Origin of the sequence: Nostoc sp. S13 (assembly GCF_029379315.1) — a bacterium.
Classification (GTDB): Bacteria; Cyanobacteriota; Cyanobacteriia; order Cyanobacteriales; family Nostocaceae; genus Nostoc.
The window spans coordinates 15,953-37,154 of the sequence record NZ_JAQYWQ010000051.1; the positions used below are offsets into that span (position 1 = coordinate 15,953).

The 21,202-nt window shown below is 41.1% G+C and carries 20 protein-coding genes and 1 other RNA gene; 7 read left to right on the top strand and 14 right to left on the bottom strand.

What is annotated here, in order from left to right; translation table 11 throughout:
• The first annotated feature begins 29 nt into the window (after positions 1 to 29).
• Both PUQ00_RS16925 and PUQ00_RS16930 read left to right on the top strand, forming a co-directional pair.
• Positions 30 to 770: a cytochrome c biogenesis protein CcdA gene (locus tag PUQ00_RS16925; protein WP_300418769.1), complete on the top strand. Its 741-nt coding sequence runs from the start codon at positions 30 to 32 to the stop codon at positions 768 to 770.
• 29 nt (positions 771 to 799) lie between these two features.
• Positions 800 to 2,200, top strand: a complete 1,401-nt coding sequence (locus tag PUQ00_RS16930) for a cytochrome c biogenesis protein (RefSeq protein WP_300418771.1) — start codon at positions 800 to 802, stop codon at positions 2,198 to 2,200.
• A gap of 214 nt (positions 2,201 to 2,414) precedes the next feature.
• On the opposite strand, the gene queF is transcribed toward PUQ00_RS16930, so the two are convergent.
• The 6 genes from queF to PUQ00_RS16960 all read right to left on the bottom strand — a co-directional run bounded on the left by queF (position 2,415) and on the right by PUQ00_RS16960 (position 4,729).
• Entirely contained in the window at positions 2,415 to 2,828 is a 414-nt protein-coding gene (gene queF, locus PUQ00_RS16935) for a preQ(1) synthase (protein ID WP_300418772.1), read from the bottom strand.
• A gap of 72 nt (positions 2,829 to 2,900) precedes the next feature.
• Entirely contained in the window at positions 2,901 to 3,296 is a 396-nt protein-coding gene (locus tag PUQ00_RS16940; RefSeq protein ID WP_300418773.1) for a hypothetical protein, read from the bottom strand.
• Positions 3,297 to 3,442: 146 nt separating this feature from the next.
• Entirely contained in the window at positions 3,443 to 3,826 is a 384-nt protein-coding gene (locus PUQ00_RS16945) for a phasin family protein (RefSeq protein ID WP_300418774.1), read from the bottom strand.
• 25 nt (positions 3,827 to 3,851) lie between these two features.
• An RNA gene (gene ffs / locus PUQ00_RS16950) (signal recognition particle sRNA small type) lies at positions 3,852 to 3,948 on the bottom strand.
• 37 nt (positions 3,949 to 3,985) lie between these two features.
• A complete protein-coding gene (locus PUQ00_RS16955) occupies positions 3,986 to 4,252 on the bottom strand; it encodes a YciI family protein (RefSeq protein ID WP_292767049.1) in 267 nt (88 codons plus the stop codon).
• A 141-nt stretch (positions 4,253 to 4,393) separates the two neighbouring features.
• Entirely contained in the window at positions 4,394 to 4,729 is a 336-nt protein-coding gene (locus PUQ00_RS16960; RefSeq protein WP_300418777.1) for a KGK domain-containing protein, read from the bottom strand.
• Positions 4,730 to 4,845: 116 nt separating this feature from the next.
• Between PUQ00_RS16960 and PUQ00_RS16965 the strand changes: the two genes are divergently transcribed.
• Positions 4,846 to 5,397 carry a 2'-5' RNA ligase family protein gene (locus tag PUQ00_RS16965; RefSeq protein WP_300418779.1) on the top strand — a complete coding sequence of 184 codons (552 nt, stop codon included), beginning with the start codon at positions 4,846 to 4,848 and terminating at the stop codon, positions 5,395 to 5,397.
• A gap of 35 nt (positions 5,398 to 5,432) precedes the next feature.
• On the opposite strand, the gene PUQ00_RS16970 is transcribed toward PUQ00_RS16965, so the two are convergent.
• The gene (locus tag PUQ00_RS16970) at positions 5,433 to 5,597 is read right to left on the bottom strand and encodes a hypothetical protein (RefSeq protein ID WP_300418781.1); all 165 of its coding nucleotides are present in this window, start codon (positions 5,595 to 5,597) and stop codon (positions 5,433 to 5,435) included.
• 116 nt (positions 5,598 to 5,713) lie between these two features.
• Here PUQ00_RS16970 and PUQ00_RS16975 point away from each other — a divergent pair, with 116 nt between their 5' ends.
• Positions 5,714 to 6,547: a peptidoglycan-binding domain-containing protein gene (locus PUQ00_RS16975; protein WP_300418783.1), complete on the top strand. Its 834-nt coding sequence runs from the start codon at positions 5,714 to 5,716 to the stop codon at positions 6,545 to 6,547.
• A gap of 459 nt (positions 6,548 to 7,006) precedes the next feature.
• Here PUQ00_RS16975 and PUQ00_RS16980 read toward each other — a convergent pair whose 3' ends face one another.
• The 3 genes from PUQ00_RS16980 to PUQ00_RS16990 all read right to left on the bottom strand — a co-directional run bounded on the left by PUQ00_RS16980 (position 7,007) and on the right by PUQ00_RS16990 (position 10,317).
• Positions 7,007 to 7,834, bottom strand: a complete 828-nt coding sequence (locus tag PUQ00_RS16980; RefSeq protein WP_300418785.1) for a FecR family protein — start codon at positions 7,832 to 7,834, stop codon at positions 7,007 to 7,009.
• 125 nt (positions 7,835 to 7,959) lie between these two features.
• The gene (locus tag PUQ00_RS16985; RefSeq protein ID WP_300418787.1) at positions 7,960 to 8,334 is read right to left on the bottom strand and encodes a hypothetical protein; all 375 of its coding nucleotides are present in this window, start codon (positions 8,332 to 8,334) and stop codon (positions 7,960 to 7,962) included.
• A 96-nt stretch (positions 8,335 to 8,430) separates the two neighbouring features.
• The gene (locus tag PUQ00_RS16990) at positions 8,431 to 10,317 is read right to left on the bottom strand and encodes an adenylate/guanylate cyclase domain-containing protein (RefSeq protein ID WP_300418789.1); all 1,887 of its coding nucleotides are present in this window, start codon (positions 10,315 to 10,317) and stop codon (positions 8,431 to 8,433) included.
• A 646-nt stretch (positions 10,318 to 10,963) separates the two neighbouring features.
• Here PUQ00_RS16990 and PUQ00_RS16995 point away from each other — a divergent pair.
• Both PUQ00_RS16995 and PUQ00_RS17000 read left to right on the top strand, forming a co-directional pair.
• Positions 10,964 to 12,151 (top strand): TRC40/GET3/ArsA family transport-energizing ATPase, encoded by a 1,188-nt coding sequence (locus PUQ00_RS16995; RefSeq protein WP_300418790.1) that lies wholly within the window; start codon positions 10,964 to 10,966, stop codon positions 12,149 to 12,151.
• Positions 12,152 to 12,407: 256 nt separating this feature from the next.
• Positions 12,408 to 15,725: a GAF domain-containing protein gene (locus PUQ00_RS17000; RefSeq protein ID WP_300418792.1), complete on the top strand. Its 3,318-nt coding sequence runs from the start codon at positions 12,408 to 12,410 to the stop codon at positions 15,723 to 15,725.
• Positions 15,726 to 16,077: 352 nt separating this feature from the next.
• On the opposite strand, the gene dnaN is transcribed toward PUQ00_RS17000, so the two are convergent.
• On the bottom strand, positions 16,078 to 17,241 hold the full coding sequence (dnaN, locus tag PUQ00_RS17005) for a DNA polymerase III subunit beta (RefSeq protein WP_300418794.1): 1,164 nt from the start codon (positions 17,239 to 17,241) through the stop codon (positions 16,078 to 16,080).
• Between the two features lie 60 nt (positions 17,242 to 17,301).
• Entirely contained in the window at positions 17,302 to 18,525 is a 1,224-nt protein-coding gene (locus PUQ00_RS17010; RefSeq protein WP_300418796.1) for a transposase, read from the bottom strand.
• Between the two features lie 708 nt (positions 18,526 to 19,233).
• On the opposite strand from PUQ00_RS17010, the gene PUQ00_RS17015 reads away from it, so the two are divergent.
• Complete coding sequence (locus PUQ00_RS17015; RefSeq protein WP_300418798.1) at positions 19,234 to 19,674, top strand: hypothetical protein; 441 nt, start codon at positions 19,234 to 19,236, stop codon at positions 19,672 to 19,674.
• A 117-nt stretch (positions 19,675 to 19,791) separates the two neighbouring features.
• Here the strand turns inward: PUQ00_RS17015 and PUQ00_RS17020 are convergent, their stop codons facing one another.
• Both PUQ00_RS17020 and PUQ00_RS17025 read right to left on the bottom strand, forming a co-directional pair.
• A complete protein-coding gene (locus PUQ00_RS17020) occupies positions 19,792 to 20,484 on the bottom strand; it encodes a hypothetical protein (RefSeq protein ID WP_300418799.1) in 693 nt (230 codons plus the stop codon).
• Between the two features lie 14 nt (positions 20,485 to 20,498).
• Entirely contained in the window at positions 20,499 to 20,927 is a 429-nt protein-coding gene (locus PUQ00_RS17025; protein ID WP_300418801.1) for a DUF4365 domain-containing protein, read from the bottom strand.
• Positions 20,928 to 21,202: the final 275 nt, after the last annotated feature.

Genomic DNA, 21,202 nt, shown 5'->3' on the forward strand with positions numbered 1-21,202 from the left:
AGTAAGCATTTTCCGCTCAGAAACTTTCCATGCTTGATAACCTGCAAACCCAAATTTACCAACTAGAACAATTTGCCAACAGCCTTGTTTCTAACCAACTAACACACCTTAGCGTGATCAGTATTGGTATCATCTTTGCCGCTGGCTTGCTCACCAGTCTCACACCCTGTATGCTTTCTATGCTACCAATTACCATTGGTTACATCGGCGGTTATGAAGCCAAAAGCCGCCTGCAAGCAGCAGCCCAATCAACTTGGTTTGCTTTGGGATTAGCAACTACATTGGCAGGACTTGGTATCATAGCAGCTTTTGTGGGAAAAGTATACGGTCAAGTGGGAATTGGTTTGCCGATTATCGTCAGCATTATCGCCATTCTCATGGGGCTGAACTTACTAGAAGCACTACCTCTGCAATTTCCATCCTTGGGTGAAACCAATTGGATTTCGCCAGATTTACCAGCAGGATTGCGTTCCTATTTGCTGGGGCTGACTTTCGGCTTAGTCGCATCCCCTTGTAGCACGCCTGTTTTAGCCAGCTTACTGGGTTGGATTGCCAATACACAAGACTTAATTTTAGGCGCTGTTTTGCTACTTTCTTATACAGCCGGTTATGTAGCACCATTGATTTTGGCGGGTACTTTTACAGCTTCAATTAAAAAGTTACTAGAATTGCGTCGCTGGTCTGGTTGGATTAACCCAGTTAGCGGGGCGCTGTTGGTAGGATTCGGTGTATTTTCCTTAATTTCTCGGATTCCCCTTGGCAGTTTTTAATATCAATACTTTTTTAGATTTTATACCTAATGACTTTAGAAGATTCAGCGTCAAAAGAATTAAAATGGTGGGCAGTACCTGGGCAGTTTTTACGGCAGGAGCTTTTGCCTGTACTGACTAACTTACGACTAGCGATCGCCCTACTGCTATTGATTGCAATCTTTAGCTCCACCGGTACTGTAATTGAACAAGGTCAGTCACCCGCATTCTATCAGACTAACTATCCAGAACATCCAGCTTTATTTGGTTTCTTAACTTGGAAGGTAATTCAGGTAGTTGGGTTAGACCACGTATATCGTACTTGGTGGTTTCTGGCATTACTGATCTTATTTGGTACTAGCTTAACTGCTTGTTCTTTTACCCGTCAGTTACCAGCCTTAAAAGCCGCCCAGCGCTGGAAATATTACGAAGAACCCCGGCAATTTCAAAAGTTAGCTTTGAGTGCAGAACTAGATACTGGTTCCCTGAATTCTCTCAGTCAAATATTACAAAAACGCCGCTATAAAATTTTTCTTGATCTTGAAAAAGAAAATCTCCTCTACGCCCGCAAGGGAATAGTCGGACGCATCGGCCCAATTATTGTTCATATTGGCATCGTCGCTATTCTGCTAGGGGGAATTTGGGGGGCGATGACTGGGTTTCTTGCTCAGGAAATGGTTGCCAGTGGCGATACATTTAAAGTGACAAATATTGTCGATGCTGGCCCCTTAGCAGCAGCCCAAGTCCCGAAAGATTGGTCTGTGCGCGTCAATCGTTTTTGGATTGACTACACACCATCTGGCGGAATTGATCAATTTTATTCAGATTTGTCTGTCTTAAATAATCAGGGAAAGGAAGTTGAGCATAAGAAGATTTTTGTCAACGAGCCTTTGCGATATCATGGCGTAACTTTCTATCAAACAGATTGGGGACTTGCAGCTGTTCGCGTCCAATTTAACAACAGCCCGATTTTTCAGCTACCGATGGCGCAATTGAACACCAACGGTAAGGGGCGGATTTGGGGAACCTGGGTTCCGACTAAACCGGATTTGAGTGAGGGTGTCTCCCTGTTAGCCAAAGACTTGCAAGGGATGGTATTAATTTATGATGCCACTGGCAAACTTGTTGATACTGTCCGCGCTGGGATGTTCACCGAAATCAATGGCGTGAAGCTGAAAATTCTCGAAGTCATTGGCAGCACTGGCTTACAAATTAAAGCCGATCCAGGCATACCAATTGTTTACTCAGGGTTTGGTTTACTAATGCTGGGTGTGGTGATGAGTTACTTTTCCCACTCGCAAATATGGGCATTGCAAAAAGGCGATCGCTTGTATGTCGGTGGCAAAACTAATCGCGCCCAAGTTGCTTTTGAACAAGAGGTTTTAGAGATTTTAGATCGGCTGAGTTCACAACCAAAAGGCGAGGAGAAAGAGACAGCAGTTAAAGTTTAAACCCAAAGGAACACAGAGTCATCCTCTGCGTTCCTCTGGGGTTTCCTCTGCGCCCCTTTGCGTTTCAAAGTTATCTAGAATTAATTACGCCCATACCGCTACAAATTGGGAAATTACTAGAGGTACTTATTATAAAGCGTGTTTTACTTCTGTTAGCAAAGCGGGGCGTAGCCCATTCACCAATTCTGAATTATGACTCCTGAATTCTGCTGTATTACTTTTGGTGACGCACTTCAACCACGGTATGTACATTACCGCGAGGCGTAAAATCTGCTTTCACCGTCACTTCCAACGGATGACAAGCAGCTACAAAATCATCCAAAATTTGATTTGCAGATTCTTCGTGGGAAATGTAGCGATCGCGGTAACTATTAATATAAAGCTTAAGTGCCTTCAATTCTACTACCCGTTCATCAGGCACATAGCTAACATAAATTGTCGCAAAGTCAGGATAACCAGAAAACGGACATTTACAAGTAAATTCCGGCAAAGTAATGTTGATGTCATATCGCCTCCCCACACGCGGATTCGGAAAAGTAATTAGTTTACCTTCCGCAATGTCGCGTTCGCCATACTTAATTTCTTGGCTTGCGTGGGATACACTTTCAGTTAATTTATCAGTTGTCATTGGTTATTTTACTTGTCTTTACATCTTTTTATTAATTTTATAACTCCTGTACAGACGCGATTAATCACGTCTCTACTCTTCCTTCTCCCAGTCAGGACAATTCTCATCTTCACAACCGTGGGGATGCATGGCACAAACTAACAAATTACCACCATAAACTTGACCGTGGTAGTGACTACAACCGATACAGGCAGGATTTTTTTCGGCTGTGGGTTCAACTGAATAAGGAAAACCCGGATCTACATCTGCTACAATGTCTTCTAATTCCCAGTAAGCTTCCAACATTGGTTCAGCAAAATCCTGTAAATACTGATCGACTTCAGTGACAATATTAGGGACTTGATCGATCATTTCTTCCGTTAGCTCAAAAAAAGCGTCTACCATTTCATTCATTCCCAGGAAGAAACGCTCTACTTCATCAGCCACTATTTCGACGATTTCTACTAAATCTTTTTGCCACTGTTCCATAAACTTGAAGCCCTTACAGGCTATAAACAAGACGGTTTGTGCTATCTGGCTTGAAGCACTAGAGTACACACTAGGCAATGTATCTTATCAAGTTTCTAACTGAAGTGCCACTTATTACTGATATTTCGATCAAACAATGCTTTTTATTAATCGCGTTGCAATCGTTTTAACTCGTCTTGCAGGTCTAGCACTTCTTGGCGTAATTTATCCACATTTTCATCAGTTGATGCCTGTTTCACCGTTGGTTCTTCATCTTCCTCTAAAATTTCAATGCGCCGAGGTTCAGAAGGGGGTGTTTCTGGTGAAGTTTCACCAGATGCTTGCGGCTGTTGGGCTTGCTTCATCATATCGTCAACGAAGCGGCGGGCTTCTTCGGTGTTCATTTCGCCCTTTGCCACCATTTCATCTGCCAGTTTTTGGACTTGCGATCGCACTTGGGCTAATTTTCCCCCTGCTTTCTCACCTGCGTAAGAAGCTAATCCAACACCGAGGTAAAAAGCTTTTTGAACAATATCTCCAAAACCAGGCATTTTTGCTGAACGCTCCTAAAAATAGGGCGACCCGGAGACTACGCCTACCACAAGCCTCCCGTGTTGCTGCTACCTTCCGGTTCTGACAAGATTTGGGTGTTGCGATCGCATAGATCCAGGTCTTCTAAAAGCATAACATTAAAAGTCAGTAAGTGTGTATTATTCCATAACAATTCGCCATTCATAAAGCTGATAGTTGACGCAGCCATGTTGTACCAAGGGGTCATCAGCTACAATCGCTTCTGCTTCATCCTTTGAGGCTGCCTCAAACAGCAACATCCCGCCTCTTTGCTCCGCCCAATAGCCTGTTCGCGCTTTGTGTCCTTTAGCAATTAAGTCCTGAATGTAGGCTTTGTGGGCAGGTACATATTGGTCAAAGGTCGGCTTATCAACTTTGCCTTCTTCAATTTTTACAAACCACGGCATCAGCTTATTTACTCCAGTTACAATGGACATCCTGCTTAAGTTACTACTATTTTTGAGTAGCATTTGAGTAGCAATATACACAAACTACAGCGATTTACTGAAGATTTAACTAAAACAGCAGAAGCGACGCATCTGTGACTGTTAAACCTCTAGGTGCGATCGCAGATCATCGAGTGGAGATGTTGAGTTAGTGGGAATCAGTGGTTTTGTTGGTGTCGGCTTGTCAGGAACAAATTCAAAGCGAATTCGGATTTTACCTTTCTGCCAGCCGCCACCCTGAGCTAGTAAAACCTTACAGTTCAGTCCATTCGCAGCCCAGGCTTCAGCCGTGTCCTTTTGTAAGCCGGTGTTATTAAATAGCAAATTCGCCATAGTCTCCATCAATTCTTCACCTGTTGATGTTGAAGCCTCAGTAAAGTTAGCATCCTGAGCCATAGAAAGAACATCCTCATCAGACAGAATAATTTGATCCCTCATTTAATTTTCTCTTTCGTTACACAACATCGCGGATCAAGCGCCAACTCGATCCGCCTTTCCTAAGTTTTCCCACCGATCACCAATTACTAAGCAATAAAAATAATTAATATAGATAGATGAGCCGTTTTTTTGTCGCCCTTTTACCACCGCAAGATATTCAAGACCACGCCAACCAGATTAAGCACTACTTTGCCGATCGCTATGCTAGTAGCGGGGCGCTAAAGTCTCCGCCTCATGTTACCCTGCAACCGCCCTTTGAATGGGCAGACGCTAACTTACCAGTGCTAGAAGCCTCTTTGAAGGAGTTTGCTAGTGGACAACAGCCATTAGCAATTACACTCAGGGGGTTTGATGCCTTTGCGCCTCGTGTCATATACATTAATGTCGTCATAAGTCAAGAGCTTTTAACTTTGCAAGCTGATTTAATGGCTTATACAGAAAGCAACTTGGGAATTGTTGATCAGGTTTCTAAAACCCGCCCTTTTGCGCCCCACATGACGGTTGCGTTTCGGGATTTAACAAAGCAAAACTTTAAAGCTGCTTGGCCAGAGTTTGAAAAACGTCAGTTGCATTTTGAGTTTACCGCCGACAAATTAACGCTGCTGCTTCACGACGGTAAGCGCTGGAATATTAAATCGCAGTTTGGTTTTTTGGTTACTGAGCAATGAGATGGTGAAATAGCTAAAAACGATCGCAGCAGTTCTTAAAATAAGAGCGATCGCTCCAATTGTTGAATATAAGTCTGCGCTTGCTGATCGAGGTAGACACTTTTTGGAGCGATCGCACAAGTACGGTGAGCCGGTTGCAAACTGGTGTCAAGGAAACATTGCGTAGTATCATCAATAGTTGAGAAGAAGCGATCGCTCACCAAGACTTAAAACCATCTTTCTTTTTCCCCGTGTGTAGTCGCCTACGCCCAAACCTCTCCTAGAGAACCAGCTTGTCGTCACACATCGCTTAACTTTTGCAACGCCTTAATAAGATATGTTAGATTTATTTATTTCTACTTACGTAATTTTTGTAAAACAAGATACAACATTAAATGGTATTTTAGTAGCAAAGGAACCAAAAAGAATGGCCGTTAGTAGCCCTGAAGTCATCCGTCATATATTGATCGGGCTGGGATATTTAGCTCCTGAGATTGATCCTAAGCCTGATCTCACAAAATTTGCTCCCTGGAAGCGGAATAACAACTTCTTGACAGATGATCCTACCGAAGAGGCGATTAAAAAGTTTCAGAAACAATACTCACAAAAACTTGTGGTAAATGGTAACGCTGATTCCGACACTCGAACTGTAATGGAAGATACAGTTAAAGGGCTTCAGAATAGATTGAAGTTTCACGGTTTTGCAACCAATACCGAAATTCCTCCAGACAAGCCTTTTTATGGGCCAGCCACTTATATAGCAGTCAAGAAATTTCAGAAATCTCAGGGTTTAACTGAAAATGGCATTGCCACTATTGAACAGCGTCAAATTCTACAGCAACCTAGTCTAACAGATAAACCCCAGCCCCAGCCCCAGTCCCAACTCAAGCTGATAGATTTGTGGCTCCAATTCAAAAAGAATCCTCAAAATCCTTCTTACATCGCAGCCTTAAATAACTTACAACAAAATATACCTAAAGACGTTTTACACAAAGTTACTAACAAATGGAGGGGGACAAATGATCAAAATCCTGAGATTGTCAAGCTGACGAATGTGTTCACTTATTATGATGACAACAATCAAAACCATCGTGATGCACTGACTTACTTACAAAGTCAGATCACTCCAGTCATCTCTCAAGCATTTTTAAGTCTCTGGAATAAGAACTAAACTTAGAGGATGTTTGAAAAGTCGCAAAGTATACTACGAACCCCTCTCCAAACCTCTCCCCGAAAGGTAGAGAGGCTTTGAAACCCCCATTCCCTTGTAGGGAAAGGGGGCTAGGGGGGTTATGTTTGGGAGGCTTTGATGTTACCAAAAATACTTTTCAAACATCCTCTTAGAGCCAGGGCAAATGGTGGAAATCTTTTACTTATAAGCAACTTGGTAAGCAATGTGCAGCACACTGGTTGCATCTGAATTGGCAACAAAAAAACCATCATAGTAAATACCTTTAGAACTGATATCTAGAGGTATTTTTATTTACTCAGATTAATAATAGTTAAACAATTACAGCAGTTTGCGAACAAACCAGCCAGAAAAAGAGCTATCTAATAGGCTCAAAAAATAAACCACAATGATTAAACCAATTAAGAGCATTTTCATCAGTAATAGCAATACTATTGTAGTTTAAGGAACTATCAGTTGATATAGTTGTTTTGTCCCTAACGGTGTTGACACTTTAGCTTCTACTTTGTGGTTAGAAGGTAAAGGAACAGTAACATCAAATCTGCCATTTGAATTAACATTTTGAGGCTGTTGATTAATTAACAGTATATTTACCGGATCAACAGTACCAACAATCTGGACTCGTCTACCTGTAGCTAGAAGTTGACTAACATTCAAACGAGTATCTTCTCGCAAAGGAACTGCTGGTGAGGGTGGTTGTCCAGGGATAGTCAGATTTTGAAATCTAGCATTTACCAGCACTGTTTGTCCTTGAGCAGAGGTAGCTACTGCTCCTTTTTTAGTTGCAACACCCATTTTCCCGTCATTTTGAACGCTCACGCCAAACTCAGTTCCTCGGACTCCAGCAACTCCAGCCGGGGTTTTAATTTCTACACGAGAGGCATCATTAGTTAGGCGACGAACCTGTAGGCTTACTTGACCAGACCGGACAAGTAATTCTGTAATGCGTTCGCCTTTGTTGCCTATTTCCAGCTTTTGTACGGTTATAGTTGTGTTTTCAGAAACTTTAACGAAACCAGTACCTACATCAATTCCCAGCACTACACTAGAACCTTGTTTGGTGGTGATGGTATCACCGACCGATTGTAATCGCATTCCATTGTGGACTGGTTGAGATGTTTGTCCACGCGAATAAATAACTTGTCCGATGGGGCGTCGTACTTCTACCCACTGATTACTCTTTACTCTCAGTGAATCAGCCGCTAAAGCATGAATTGCAATAACTAACCCAACCATAGCCAGCATTAAACCTGCCCACCAAGCTTTCATAAAACTTTCTACCTTTACCGAGAATTTGGGTATAGAGCTACGTGCTTGTAGCACGGATTTATACGCGTATTTGTATGAACCATGAATTAGAATCCCTATACCTAAAGGTACAGGGAGTATGTCAATCAATGGAAATAGACGACTCTTGCATCTAACCCGTGGGATCTCAACACAGAAGATAAACATTCCGCTTCATGCCTATTTGCAGATCCTCCAGCATAGATATAAGCACCAAGCCTATGTTGTGCTAAAAATGCGTCGGTAACATAGCGTCTGACAACATTTAATAACTGCTCTGATTGACCGGGAACAACGACTACATAAGGACGATTTGGTACTTTCCCAATGACGATAACATCGCCCTGTCGAAAATTATTAACAGAGTTGCTAACTTCTGACAAGCTTTGAGAAATACATTGGGCTGGTTGTGTCCAACCCTTACATAACAGGGTGTTCCATAATACAGTTGTGACTATTCCTGCAATTAGATATCTATTCACTTACTTATAATATTTTACACTTTATAGTTCATCTGAAAATTATTCAGTTATAAATATATGACTAATGTAAACTTTTAAAGTTTCTAGTGTCGCTTTTCAATACTTATCTATTAAATCCACTGAGCTTTTAATCTCAGTTACAGAATAAATCATAGTCAGTTTTTGCCTTCCTCGCAGTTTTAACTCTTGTATTCTTTGGGTATAAAAAATATCCTTGATTAGCTGGTATGTTGTCTCACTAACTAAGATGTTATTAGGATTTCCTTCTTGCGTATTTTTATTGAGTTGTTCCAAACGAGCAGCAATATTGACAGCATCTCCTAATACAGAATAGTTTAATCGTTGAGATCCGCCAATACTACCAACAACTACTAAACCTGTATGAATACCGATACCAATATGAATAGCAGGTTGACCAAGCTGTTCCAGTTTTTTATTTAATAGTATTAATCTTTCCTGCATAGCCATGGCCGCAGAGACACCATTAATGGCATCTTGCTGAATTTCTTCTGCTTGCGTGTGGGGAAAGGGAATGCCAAAAACAGCCATAACGGCATCACCAATGTATTTATCAATTACTCCATGATACTCGTGAACACATTCAGCCATTGCCCCCAGATAGGTGTTTAACCAGTTGAGTAGCTCTCGTGGCTTCATCACTTCCGAAATTGTAGCAAAGCTGCGGATATCGCTAAATAAAACCGTTACTACCATTTCTTTGGCATCTAATTGCCCGTTTTGGAAAATTTCGGTGCGATTTTGCCAGATTAATGCTGCTGTCTCGCGAGAAACGTGACTAGCAAATAAACTCATTAATTGTTGTTTTTCTTTTTGTTCTTGCCACTGCACACTTAATCCAGCTAAAAGAATAGTACCAATGGGTGCAGCAGTAGGTAACCAAAGATTAGTGGTTGTAAGGGCTAATACTGATAAACTAAACCAAGTTAGGGATAGTAGTCCTAGTAGCAGAATTCGTTGGTAAAATTTTTGGGGAGTTAGTATTATGGTTCCCGTAATACTTATAATAAATAGTAGCAAAAGTTCAAATTGCCAAGGTAATCTTCGCAGAAATCGCTGATTGAGTAGATTATCCAGGACTGCGGCGTGTATATAAACACCAGAAGTGGCTACTATTTGCTCGAAGAGAGTTTTCACAGGATCGTTTGTACCAGTAGCAGTTAACCCAACTAAGACAATTTTGTTTTTAAGTTTGGCTAAATCTATTTTTTTCTGTAAAACATCGGCAAAGGAATAGGTGGGGATTTTCAGTGTTGGTTCTATCCAGTTAATCCAGACGGATTTTTCGTTCATTCCTGATTCCAGAGATGGAATGGGAATCAAAGATTTTTGGTTTTTATTTGTGTTTGCTGTGAAGGTGTGCTGCACACTATTGTTGTATGTTTCTAGTAACTTAATGCCCAGAGAAGGGACTTGATCGATATAGAGAAAATATTGCCGAGTGATGCCGTCAAAATCAGCATTACTGGCTATGTGTCCTTTGCTAGTGACACGATCTAAAATTGCCACAGGATGCAGGGTTTGTTGCTGTAGACTAGGGGCAACTGCTAAGACAACTCTACCGTTAATCGCCATTGCTTCTGCTAGTTCAGCATCATGATTTGTGGGTTCGGTAAAAAGAATATCAAAGCCAATCGCTGCGGGAGGGGTAGCTTCTAGGGTTTCTAATAATTGAGTATAGCGATCGCGTGATAAGGGGAACTGCCCATATTCTTGTAATGTACGATCATCAATACCAATTACTGCTATACGTTGATCCCAACTAGAATGCGGTAGATAGTTACGGGTGCGGAATATTAAGTTAAATCCTAATAATTCCAAGCTATTCCAAGCACTTACTTGCCATAATCCCACTGATAAGAATGCAGTTAGCACCCCAGGAAAAAGTGGATATTTTTCTAATATAGAGTTTTTGAGGAATTTATAAGTATTTCGTAGAGATTGTACCCGGATATTTAAAGCCATTTATGAGAGTCTCGTCAGAAATGTATTTATCATATCGCTTAGGATGGAGAATAGGGAAGAGTAAAAGAATGTATGGGGGTAAGTAGGTGGGCGTTAAAAAATACAACTAAATTAAGAAATGTAAATTGCTTAAAAGCTTATATTCAAAGCCTTTTTGGCACTTTACATAAATTTACATAGTTGGCTTTTATTCTGCCCACCTACTTAGTTTTTATAATTAATCATTTCCATAAATGCAAATACTTAGGCTATAAAAGTCTGGGTAAGTAGTTAGGCGCAATTAAACTTAACTTTACTAATTCTCTCTGCGTGTCTCTCTGTTTTGCCACGCACTTAATATTTTATGTCGTAAGTCAATGGAATATGCTGCCATAGAGCATATAGTCAAAATACTTCAAGTAATACTCAAAGTATTTTTAGTGTAAAGATGGTATTGGGTGTCTGGTGAGCTAAAAGTGATAAGTAAAAAAATATACATTTATTTTAAAAAATACGGTTTTTGGCGACCATTTTAAATCTAATTTAAGATAAGAATTAGACATTACTTTGCCTATGTGTTTAAAAGCCTTGTATTTACTAAGTTATAGGAATATAGGCTAAATTGTAAATAAATGTAATAAAATCCTCAAGCAGGACAGAAGCATCTATGCGTGTAATTTTAATGACCGGTAAAGGCGGCGTGGGCAAAACTTCCGTCGCTGCTGCAACTGGACTCCGTTGTGCGGAACTAGGCTATCAGACATTGGTTTTAAGTACAGATCCCGCTCACTCCCTGGCAGACAGTTTTGATATGGAACTGGGACATGCACCCCAAAAAATTCGCCCAAATCTGTGGGGTGCAGAACTGGATGCACTGCAAGAACTGGAAGGAAACTGGGGTGCTGTGAAACGTTATATTACCCAAGTTTTACAGGCAAGGGGTTTAGACGGCGTACAGGCGGAAGAATTGGCCATTTTACCAGGCATGGATGAGATTTTTGGCTTGGTAAGGATGAAACGCCATTACGATGAAGGTGAGTTTGATGTCTTAATTATCGATTCAGCCCCCACCGGCACAGCACTGCGCTTACTGAGTTTACCTGAAGTTGGTGGCTGGTATATGCGCCGTTTCTACAAACCATTTCAAAACATCTCCGTAGCACTTCGGCCTCTGGTTGAACCTTTTTTTAGGCCAATTGCTGGTTTTTCGCTACCAGATAAAGAGGTGATGGATGCACCTTATGAGTTTTATGAACAAATTGAAGCTCTGGAAAAAGTATTAACAGACAATACTCAAACCTCAGTACGTCTAGTAACAAATCCCGAAAAGATGGTGATTAAAGAGTCTCTTCGTGCCCATGCTTATCTGAGTTTGTATAATGTCGCAACAGATTTAATAGTAGCTAATCGGATTATTCCAAATGAAGTCCAAGACCCATTTTTCCAACGTTGGAAAGAAAGTCAGGAGCAATATCGCCAGGAAATCCATGATAATTTCCACCCTCTCCCAGTGAAAGAAGTTCCACTATTTTCTGAGGAAATGTGCGGATTGGCTGCCTTAGAACGCCTGAAGGAAACGCTCTATAAAGATGAAGATCCGACTCAGGTTTATTATAAAGAAACGACTATGAGAGTCGTGCAAGAGCAGAACCAATACAGCTTAGAAATTTACTTACCTGGGATTCCTAAAAACCAAGTTCAACTGAGCAAAAATGGAGACGAATTAAACATTACTATTGGCAACCACCGTCGTAACTTAGTTTTGCCGCAAGCTTTAGCAGCACTACAACCAGCAGGGGCAAAGATGGAAGACGACTATCTTAAAATCCGCTTTGCTGACAACATAAGAGGTTGATTTTTTGGCTCCGTCAATGTATGACAAAAACTCAAACCTAAAAAGCAAGAATCTTTTCTTGTAGCTAGTACAGACGCTATTCTTTTAGCGTCTATTTTTGTGATGTTTTGATGAATTTTCCTCAAAGGGAAATAAATATTTTTATTAATGATTTGCCCGTAATTTCACTGAAGACAAATGGATAAAATAAATCTCAAAATGGCTTTAGATTTAATTATCTTATTTTGGAAATTATTAATTTATTTTGCTATAAGCAATGACCTCCAACCCTGAACAAGATTTGTCCTTATGTCGCCATGAAGAAAGTTTATTACGCCGCATAACAAACCGTATCCGACGAAGCTTAGAGTTGGAAGAAATTATCACTGTGACAACAGCAGAGGTGCGATCGCTACTAAAAACTGACCGAGTGATGATTTACAAATTTCATGCCGATGGTAGTGGTCAAGTGATTGCTGAGTCAATTTACGAAAATCGTTTGCCGTCGCTACTGGGGCTGAATTTTCCTGCTGAGGATATTCCACTCACCGCCCGTGAACTATTTATTAAATCACGGGTGCGTTCTGTTGTGAATGTTGATACTCAAGAGATTGGTCAAAGTCACCTGTATGAATTGGAAAATGGAGAAACTATATCAGAGGAGATCCGTTACCGCCCTGTAGACTTATGCCATGTTGAATATTTGACGGCAATGGGGGTAAAGTCCTCTGTGGTAGCGCCTATTCTCTATCAAGATCAACTCTGGGGGCTGCTGGTATCTCACAATTCCCAAGCGCGTTTGATTTCAGAATATGAACTAGAAGCACTACAGATGGTAGTGGATCAACTCTCAGTGGCGATCGCTCAAAGTACCCTTCTGACTCAAGTCCGCAAAACAGCCGAACGGGAAGCGATCATTAACAGCGTTGCTACCCTACTACATTCATTACCGACTATTGTACTACAACCAGCCCTAGAAGCTGCTGTTGCTGCCTTTAATGGGGTTGGTGGCAGGCTTTGCATTAGAAATGAAGCTTTTGATTTGGACAATGGCAACGTCACTAGCTTAACAGAATGCTTAATACCAGGAAATACTTGTATCAAGCTTTATATCTGTGGACAGCAACCTGTGATGCCAAAACAAACTATATATCCACTGATAGAGCAGTATAGTGTCTGGCAGGAACACTACAAGTCAAATAAATACGATGTTTGGGCGATTTTAGATATATATAAAACTTCTAGCTTGCGAACTTTGCAAGTTGCTTTTCAACCAACTAAAATTCGCAGTATGTTGATTATCCCAATCCAGTATCGTCAGCAGTTGCTGGGCTACTTAAGTATTTTCCGTGAGGAAATAGATACAGAGACTCTCTGGGCGGGGCAGTATGACAGCGATCAAAGACAACTGTACCCCCGTTTATCCTTTGAGGTTTGGCGCGAATCTAAAAAAGCACAAGCTCAAAAATGGACGGATGAAGAGATTGAACTGGCTAGAGACCTCGGTAAACACTTTGCTTCAGCAGTTCAGCAATATGAACTATACCAACAGGTACAAGTCTTCAATGAAAATTTAGAAAAACAAGTTAAAAGACGCACAGTTGAGTTAGAACGGACATTTGAACAACAACAGGCTGTGTTTAAAGTTATTGCCGAGATTCGGGAATCTCTGGAGACAGATACTATTTTTCAAACCACTACTAAAGAGGTTTGTCAATTAATCAAAGCCGATCGCGTTTCTGTTTATCGTTTTGATTCTGATTGGGGTGGGGCATTTGTCGGGGATTTCGAGGCTGCTAGTCCATACTGGTCGAATAAGTCCAAACTAGGTATTAATACAATTTGGAATGACACATATTTACAAAATACACAGGGAGGACGCTACCGCAACAATGAAACATTTGCAGTCGATGACATCTACAAGATGGGGTTTACTCAGTGTCATATCGACAATCTAGAGCAATTTCAAATTCACGCTTTTGTGCTTGCTCCAATTTTTGTTGGACAAAAACTTTGGGGTTTGTTGGCAACTTATCAACACACTGCCCCCCGCGAATGGAAAACTTCTGAAGTTAACTTTCTCAGTCAAATTGCCGCCCAAATGGGGGTAGCAGTCCAGCAAGCTGATTTACTTACTCAGACCCGACAGCAGGCATTAGATTTGGAACAAGCAGCAGAACAACAACGAGTATTGTTTGAAGTTGTTACCAAAGTCAGGGAATCTCTTAACCTAGATGCGATTTTTCAGACAACCACCCAAGAAATCTGTAAATCACTACAAGTAGATCGAGTTGCAGTTTACCGGTTCCAGGCTGATTGGAGTGGTGAATATATCGCCGAATTTGTCGGTGATAGCTGGGTAAAAGTAGTAAGTGACCATACCGAGACAGTTTGGAAAGATAGCTATTTGCAGGAAACCCAAGGTGGGCGATATCGTCACAATGAAAGCTTTACAGTTGATGACATTTATCAAGCTGGCCACTCTCAATGCCATATTATGGCTCTAGAGCAAATTCAAGCAAGGGCTTATGCGATCGCACCCATATTTATCGGGCAACAGCTATGGGGCTTGCTAGCAGCTTATCAGAACTCTGCACCCCGTCATTGGGAAAGCTCAGAAATTAAGTTTATCACTCAAATTGCCAATCAGCTTGGAGTCGCACTTCAACAAGCTCAATTGCATAATCAGACCAAGGAGCAGACCCAAAAGTTGACTCTAGCTTTGGATGATTTAAAGCAAACTCAAACCCAACTGATCCAAACTGAGAAAATGTCCTCACTGGGTCAACTGGTAGCTGGTATTGCTCACGAAATTAATAACCCGGTGAACTTCATTTATGGCAACATCAATCATGTCAACGATTACGCTGAAGATTTACTGAGTATACTAGACCTCTATTTACAAAATACCCCCAACCCCAGCCCTGAAATTAGCGATCGCGCATTCGAGATAGACTTAGAATTTCTAATCGAGGATTTGCCTAAAACTCTATCTTCCATGAAAGTTGGGGTTGAGCGCATCCGTCAGATTGTCTTGAGTTTACGGAATTTCTCTCGCCTAGACCAAGCGGAAATGAAGCCAGTTGATATTCATGAGGGCATTGATAGCACCTTGTTAATTTTGCAGCATCGCTTGAAAGCGAAACCGGAAAGTCCAGATATTAAATTAGTCAAAGAGTACGGCGACCTTCCCTTAGTAGAGTGCTATGCCGGGCCACTCAATCAGGTATTTATGAATGTTTTGAGCAATGCGATCGATGCTCTAGAAGATCACAGCGAATCTCAATCAAAACCTCATAGCAATCAAATTACTATCAGCACTGCTCTTGGAGAGATGGAAGGCAATGTCAAGAGCGTAATAATTCGCATTGCAGATAATGGTCCAGGAATACCCGAAGCCTTAAAGGCAAGAATCTGCGACCCATTTTTCACTACTAAGCCAGTGGGAAAAGGCACTGGCTTGGGGTTGTCAATTAGTTATCAGATTGTCGTGGATAAACACGGTGGTGTATTTAAATGTGATTCAGAGCCAGGTTTAGGTACAGAATTTTGGATTGAAATTCCGGTGATCCAAATCACCAAATCGCACCATTAAGTGCCATAGGTTGGAGAGCCACTGCCGTGAACGGGTTAACAGGCTTGAGGCGAGTGACGTTTGACGCACAAAAGCCATTACTTAGTCTGACTTTTCACGATATCTGGAAAACCTCTCTCTAAATCTCTCTCCTTTTAGGAGAGAGACTTTGAATCTTACTCCCCTTCCCTTATAGGGGAGCCAGTGCGTTGGGGAGGCAGTGCGTTGGACGGGTTTCCCGGCTTGTTCGCGTAGCGTCTCCCCTTGGGAGAAGCAACTGCCGTCGGCTCCGCCGACTTGAAGCACCTGGCGTAAGGGGTTGGGGGTTAGGTCTATATTGAACTCAACCCAGAAGCGCTATATACCATTCTTTTTAACTTCTAAGTTGCACAGGCATAGCTAAATAGGTCATTTTCAAACCACCCAATGGTGTAAAAATCACTGGAGTCAGGCTTTGATTTAAATGCATTTGAATTTCGGAAGATGGTAATTCTTTCAAGCCTTCCATCAAATATTTAATGTTAAAGGCAATCTCTATATTCTCTCCAGAAATCTGTGCCGACATTGACTCTCTACCACTGCCCACATCTTGAGCTTCACACGATAAAGTAATTTCTTGGGCTTCGCTATCAATACTGACCTTGACAATATTATTTTTCTGATCGGCTAGCACAGCAATCCGCTCTAAAGTGCTGACAAATTGTCGCCGCTCAATTGTCACTTGTCGCTCAAATTGGCGTGGGATTAGTTGTCGATAAGCAGGATATTGCCCTTCCAATGTGCGACTAGTCAAGCGTTGATTTTGCCATGCAAACACAACTTGACCTTGATCGAAATATAAAGCTACAGGTTCATCTGATGAGGCGCTATGAGCTAGCATTCGTTGGAGTTCGCGTAATGCTCTAGCTGGTACTGTCACTTCTAGTTGACTAGTTCCGCCTAGAGGACGCTCGTTGCTAGTTTCTACTACTGCTAGGCGATGTCCGTCGGTAGCTGCAAATTCTAAGGTATCTTGTTTAACTGTTAAATGTACTCCCGTGAGTACTTGCTTGGTTTCATCAGCACTGGTAGCAAACAATGAGCCGCGTAAGCCCTCAATTAAAGCAGTGGTGGTGAGATAGATTACTTCCGTATTTTCAATTACAGGTAGTTCAGGAAATTCTTCCGGCCCCATTGCTCGTACTTGGTAATGTCCACTCTTGGGTGTGAGTGTGACAATTAAACCTTCCCCACTAGATGTTGCACCTGTGAGGGCTGATTCATCGTCTAGAGTGATTTCGCCTTCTGGAAGACGAGAGGTGATATCTACAAGTAACTTAGCAGGAAGTGCGATCGCGCCTCCTTGCCATACCTCTGCGTTAAAGCTGGTGCGGATTCCCAAGCTGAGATCAAAGGCTGTTAAGCTTACTTGGTTAGTTTCAGCATCCGCTTGTAACAGCACATTGGCAAGTACCGGATGAGTCGGCCGTGAAGGTACAGCACGACTGACGAGTGAGAGGTTTGTACTGAGATCGCTTTGGGAGCAAACTAATTTCATAAGTCAGATTCACTTGGTGAAAGATATCCTAACAGTTAGTAACTTTATAGACAAATATCCCTAAGCCACTTTTCCCGGTGTTATTCGGAATGGATAAACTGCAATATCCGCTATCCCTAAGCTAAAAGCCGCAGGGACTACTTTTCTTGTAATGTTCAGGCTGGCATTAATATCTGCATGGATGATTTTACCATCCCTGGATTGATACCAAGCCCTCTTGATTCGCTTACCACTAAAGGTATACTTTTCACCTTTTTTGTGAACGGGTATTGCATCTAAATCAAGGAACGAAGAACGGCTTGTATAAGATTCCTCATTAATCAAAACGGTAATTCCCACTAATTCAGCTTTGTATTGCAACTGCTCAATGAAACCAGTATGAGGAATACTTACAAAGTTCTGATTAGTTGTTTTACCTAGATTAATTTCCTGCTTCCACTGGTCATTCTTGCCAATAATTAATGTTCCAATTCCCTGACTTACCAAGTGATTAATAATCCAACGACTAGCGTTATGCAGATAATTATCAACTCGGTTATTGCGCTTACAAGTGAGTGCATTAATCCGTTTTGAGGTCTTAGCATTGCCCTTGAGTTGAGACTGAAGTCTAGCCTTAACCTTATTGTATTGTTGGTTGATTGATTTGAGTGGCCGCCCATTAACAAGAACTGGTTTAAACCCAGGCTTGTTTGAAGTTAACGCCGCTAAGTTGTCTAACCCAATATCAATACCTGCTATCCAGTTCGGATTTAGCTGTTGTGGTGTTGCCTGCTTGTCATAAACTACTTCAATCACATACTGCCCACATTTGGGGATTAATCGTACCTCCAAAATTTTAGATTGGCAACTTGGAAACTCAATATTAGTTTGAGATAATTTAATCAGTCCCTTTTTTAAAGCTTTTTTAGATATCGCGCCGAGTTCATAAATTACCAGATTTCGCCCCTTTGTTTTATCCTTGTACTTGGGCAGTTTCGGACAACCCAAAAACTTGGATGGATTTTGATTATAAGCAGATTGTGCCTCAAAAAATGATTTCCAGTTTCGATGTAGAACCATCAAAATCTGATTACTAACTTTACGTGGCAGTGCAATATACGACTCATGCTGCTTCACCAAATGAAAAATAGCAGCATTGTTAAGATATTTCCCTTCAAAGATAAATGACTGCCTTACTAAATAATTTGCATAGTTATAGAGGTTCTTGGAACGCCAACACAAGTCATGTATTTGTTGATAAAACTGATGACTTGTTTTTATGATATGACGTTCTACTAATCTCATTGCAAGATTCCGTTTTTCATTGACTTATTTTACCTTATTTGGGTATATATCAGTATAAAATCGTTAAATATTTACAACACCCTTATTGTTCATAGGCGATCGCTGTTTTTTGGTTAGTGCCGCAGCTACGCCCGCCGCAGGTATCGCTCCTACGCTTTAGATAAATTTCTGGTTTCACTAGATAACTAGATAATATGATGCGTTAGGCTAAAACCGTAATGTACTCAACTTCTATCTGTAAAAATTTAAACGTTTGCAACAAATAATCTTTCATATATAAGAAACACTTAAGCATTTCTTGCAAATGTATAAGCAGTTACTGCAAACGCTTAATATTTTGCAACAAATAATTTGACATATATAAGAAACGCTTAAGCATTTCTTGCAAATGTATAAGCAGTTGCTGCAAACGCTTAATACTTTGCAACAAATGATCTGACATATATAAGAAACGCTTAAACCATTGCAGCAATTGTTGTAATGAACTTATGAATTATTTGCTACCTGAAATTTCAAACTAGTCTAAGTGAAATTAGCTAAACTTTTGGAGATGCGATGTCTACGATGGTCACTGAGCTTGTCGTTGGCGCAGCCTCTTGTAGAGAAGTGCGGGCTATGCCTACGCAACTGATTTGTGATATTTCCCCATGACAATCAAAGACTTTTTGGTATAAAACAGTACTATAAACCTAGTAGCAGAGATGCATTATGGCACGTCGTAAAAGAAATTCCAGCATTTTAGAACGAGCCGATCGCCGGATTGAAAGTTTACAATCTATCAGCATAGAACTTGACTTTGGCCAAGGACTGACTATACAAGCTTACAGCACGACAATTAACGATCTCCGGTCTAAGCTTGCTGCCTACAACACTGCTTTATCCTCCATTGACAAACTCACAGATGATGTGAAGAACGCAGAACAGGCTGTAATAACAATATCAGAAAAAATGTTACTAGGAGTTGCCAGCCGTTACGGTAAAATCAGCCAGGAATACGAGATGGCGGGTGGTGTGCGACGAGGTAATACCAAGAAGAAGCGAAGCGTAGCGGGCAATTCCAAAGTCACCAATCCTTTAGCAGCCGATTCTGTTCAGCCTTCTTCTGGAAATGGATCTATGAATGGGGCATCGTCTGCGATCGTAAGTTAGCTAAGATCCAAAAGCAAATGGTACTCAGTTAAGATACAGCCCTTACCCTAAGTGCTTACCAGCCTGGGAGGGCTGCCGCTTCCAGGGGCTTGACGTTCCATTCTTATTCGTACACATTTACATATAAAAGCGGTAATGAAACTCTAGTGGATCATTTTTACCCACATATTTCAGGATATGTCCCACTTGCCTCGCTGCTCGAATGGTGATCGGTTCTCCTCGGTCGAACTGTGTATTGTTCCAGTTCATCTTCGTCAGTGCCAAAATTTCCTGTGCTAGCGCTTTGGGCGTTTCTTCTACACTTTCACACCGAAACTTTAAGGGGCGTGGCACATACATACCTGGATAAGTCGAAAAAAAATCTACACTACCTCGCGTGTATAAAACGTGAGTATAATTATCCAAACTTAACAGCGTTCCTCGTAGAGGAGGATACTTTCCGTAACGGAATAGTCTAGTTCCACCTGTACGGTCGAAACTGATAAACTCTGCTGTATCAATACCATGTTTATCCAACGCATCCTGAAATCCTTCAAACTCCTCTGGTATAAATCGATAAGTTTTATGCAGTACAACTCTTGCGGGTAAATTATGATGTTCTCGCCGATACATTGCCAAGGCATTAGAAAGCAATTTTGATGCATCTGATGGTGGAAGATAAGGTTGGCGATCATCTTTTGATAATTTAGCTTGCCCTCCACGCAAAATAACTCCTTCTCCCCGCTCGTTGAAAATTTGAGCAGTGCTGGTTAGTAATTTTGAGCGATCAAGTGTTTTATAGAAGCTAATACCTACGTAGCATGTAGTCAAATCTCGTGAATCTCTCACCAGTCGCCAGGGTGTTCCCAAAGCTTTGTAATATAAAGCAGTATAGAAATTCGTTTGGCATCGCAGAAGTAATCTTTTACAGCAATCCAAAAAGCTTCTTTAGTCGAAGTTTTGATAACAATGAGAATAACTGGGGCGTTGCCTTGTAGCCAGTAATCAATATCTCTTTCTTCAAATCGATACTCAAAACTGTTTTCATTTTCTGCCTGAAGAAGAGTTTTTTGAGTAGCTTTACTTTGAACTTGAAGGATACAGTTTGTGACTTCGCCTGTTTGGAAATCACGGATTTCAATTATGCCGTCAATACCTGCCTCTACACCTCCAGTTGGATACCAGAGGAATCCCATGCTCAGGACAACTTCTTCAATAATATTGATGCCTTGCTGTCCGATTATGTCAGATTGACCAATTTTCTTCCTAGACACTTGGCTACTTTGAAATCAACAAAATAATACATAAGTACCATATCATAACCTAATAATTTCCGTAAGCAAGGTATCCAATTTTTATTTTTAATATAGAAATCCGACTTGAGTCTTGCTAAGTATACTGATAATCACTATATAATTCATACTTCAGTCTGCTTTTTTCTGAGGCAGTAGTTATGGAAATTGTGGAAAACTTGCCACAAGTCAGTTTAATAAATGATTTAACAAATAACTACCTGTGGAAAACTTGTGGAAAAAGACCCTATCTTTTC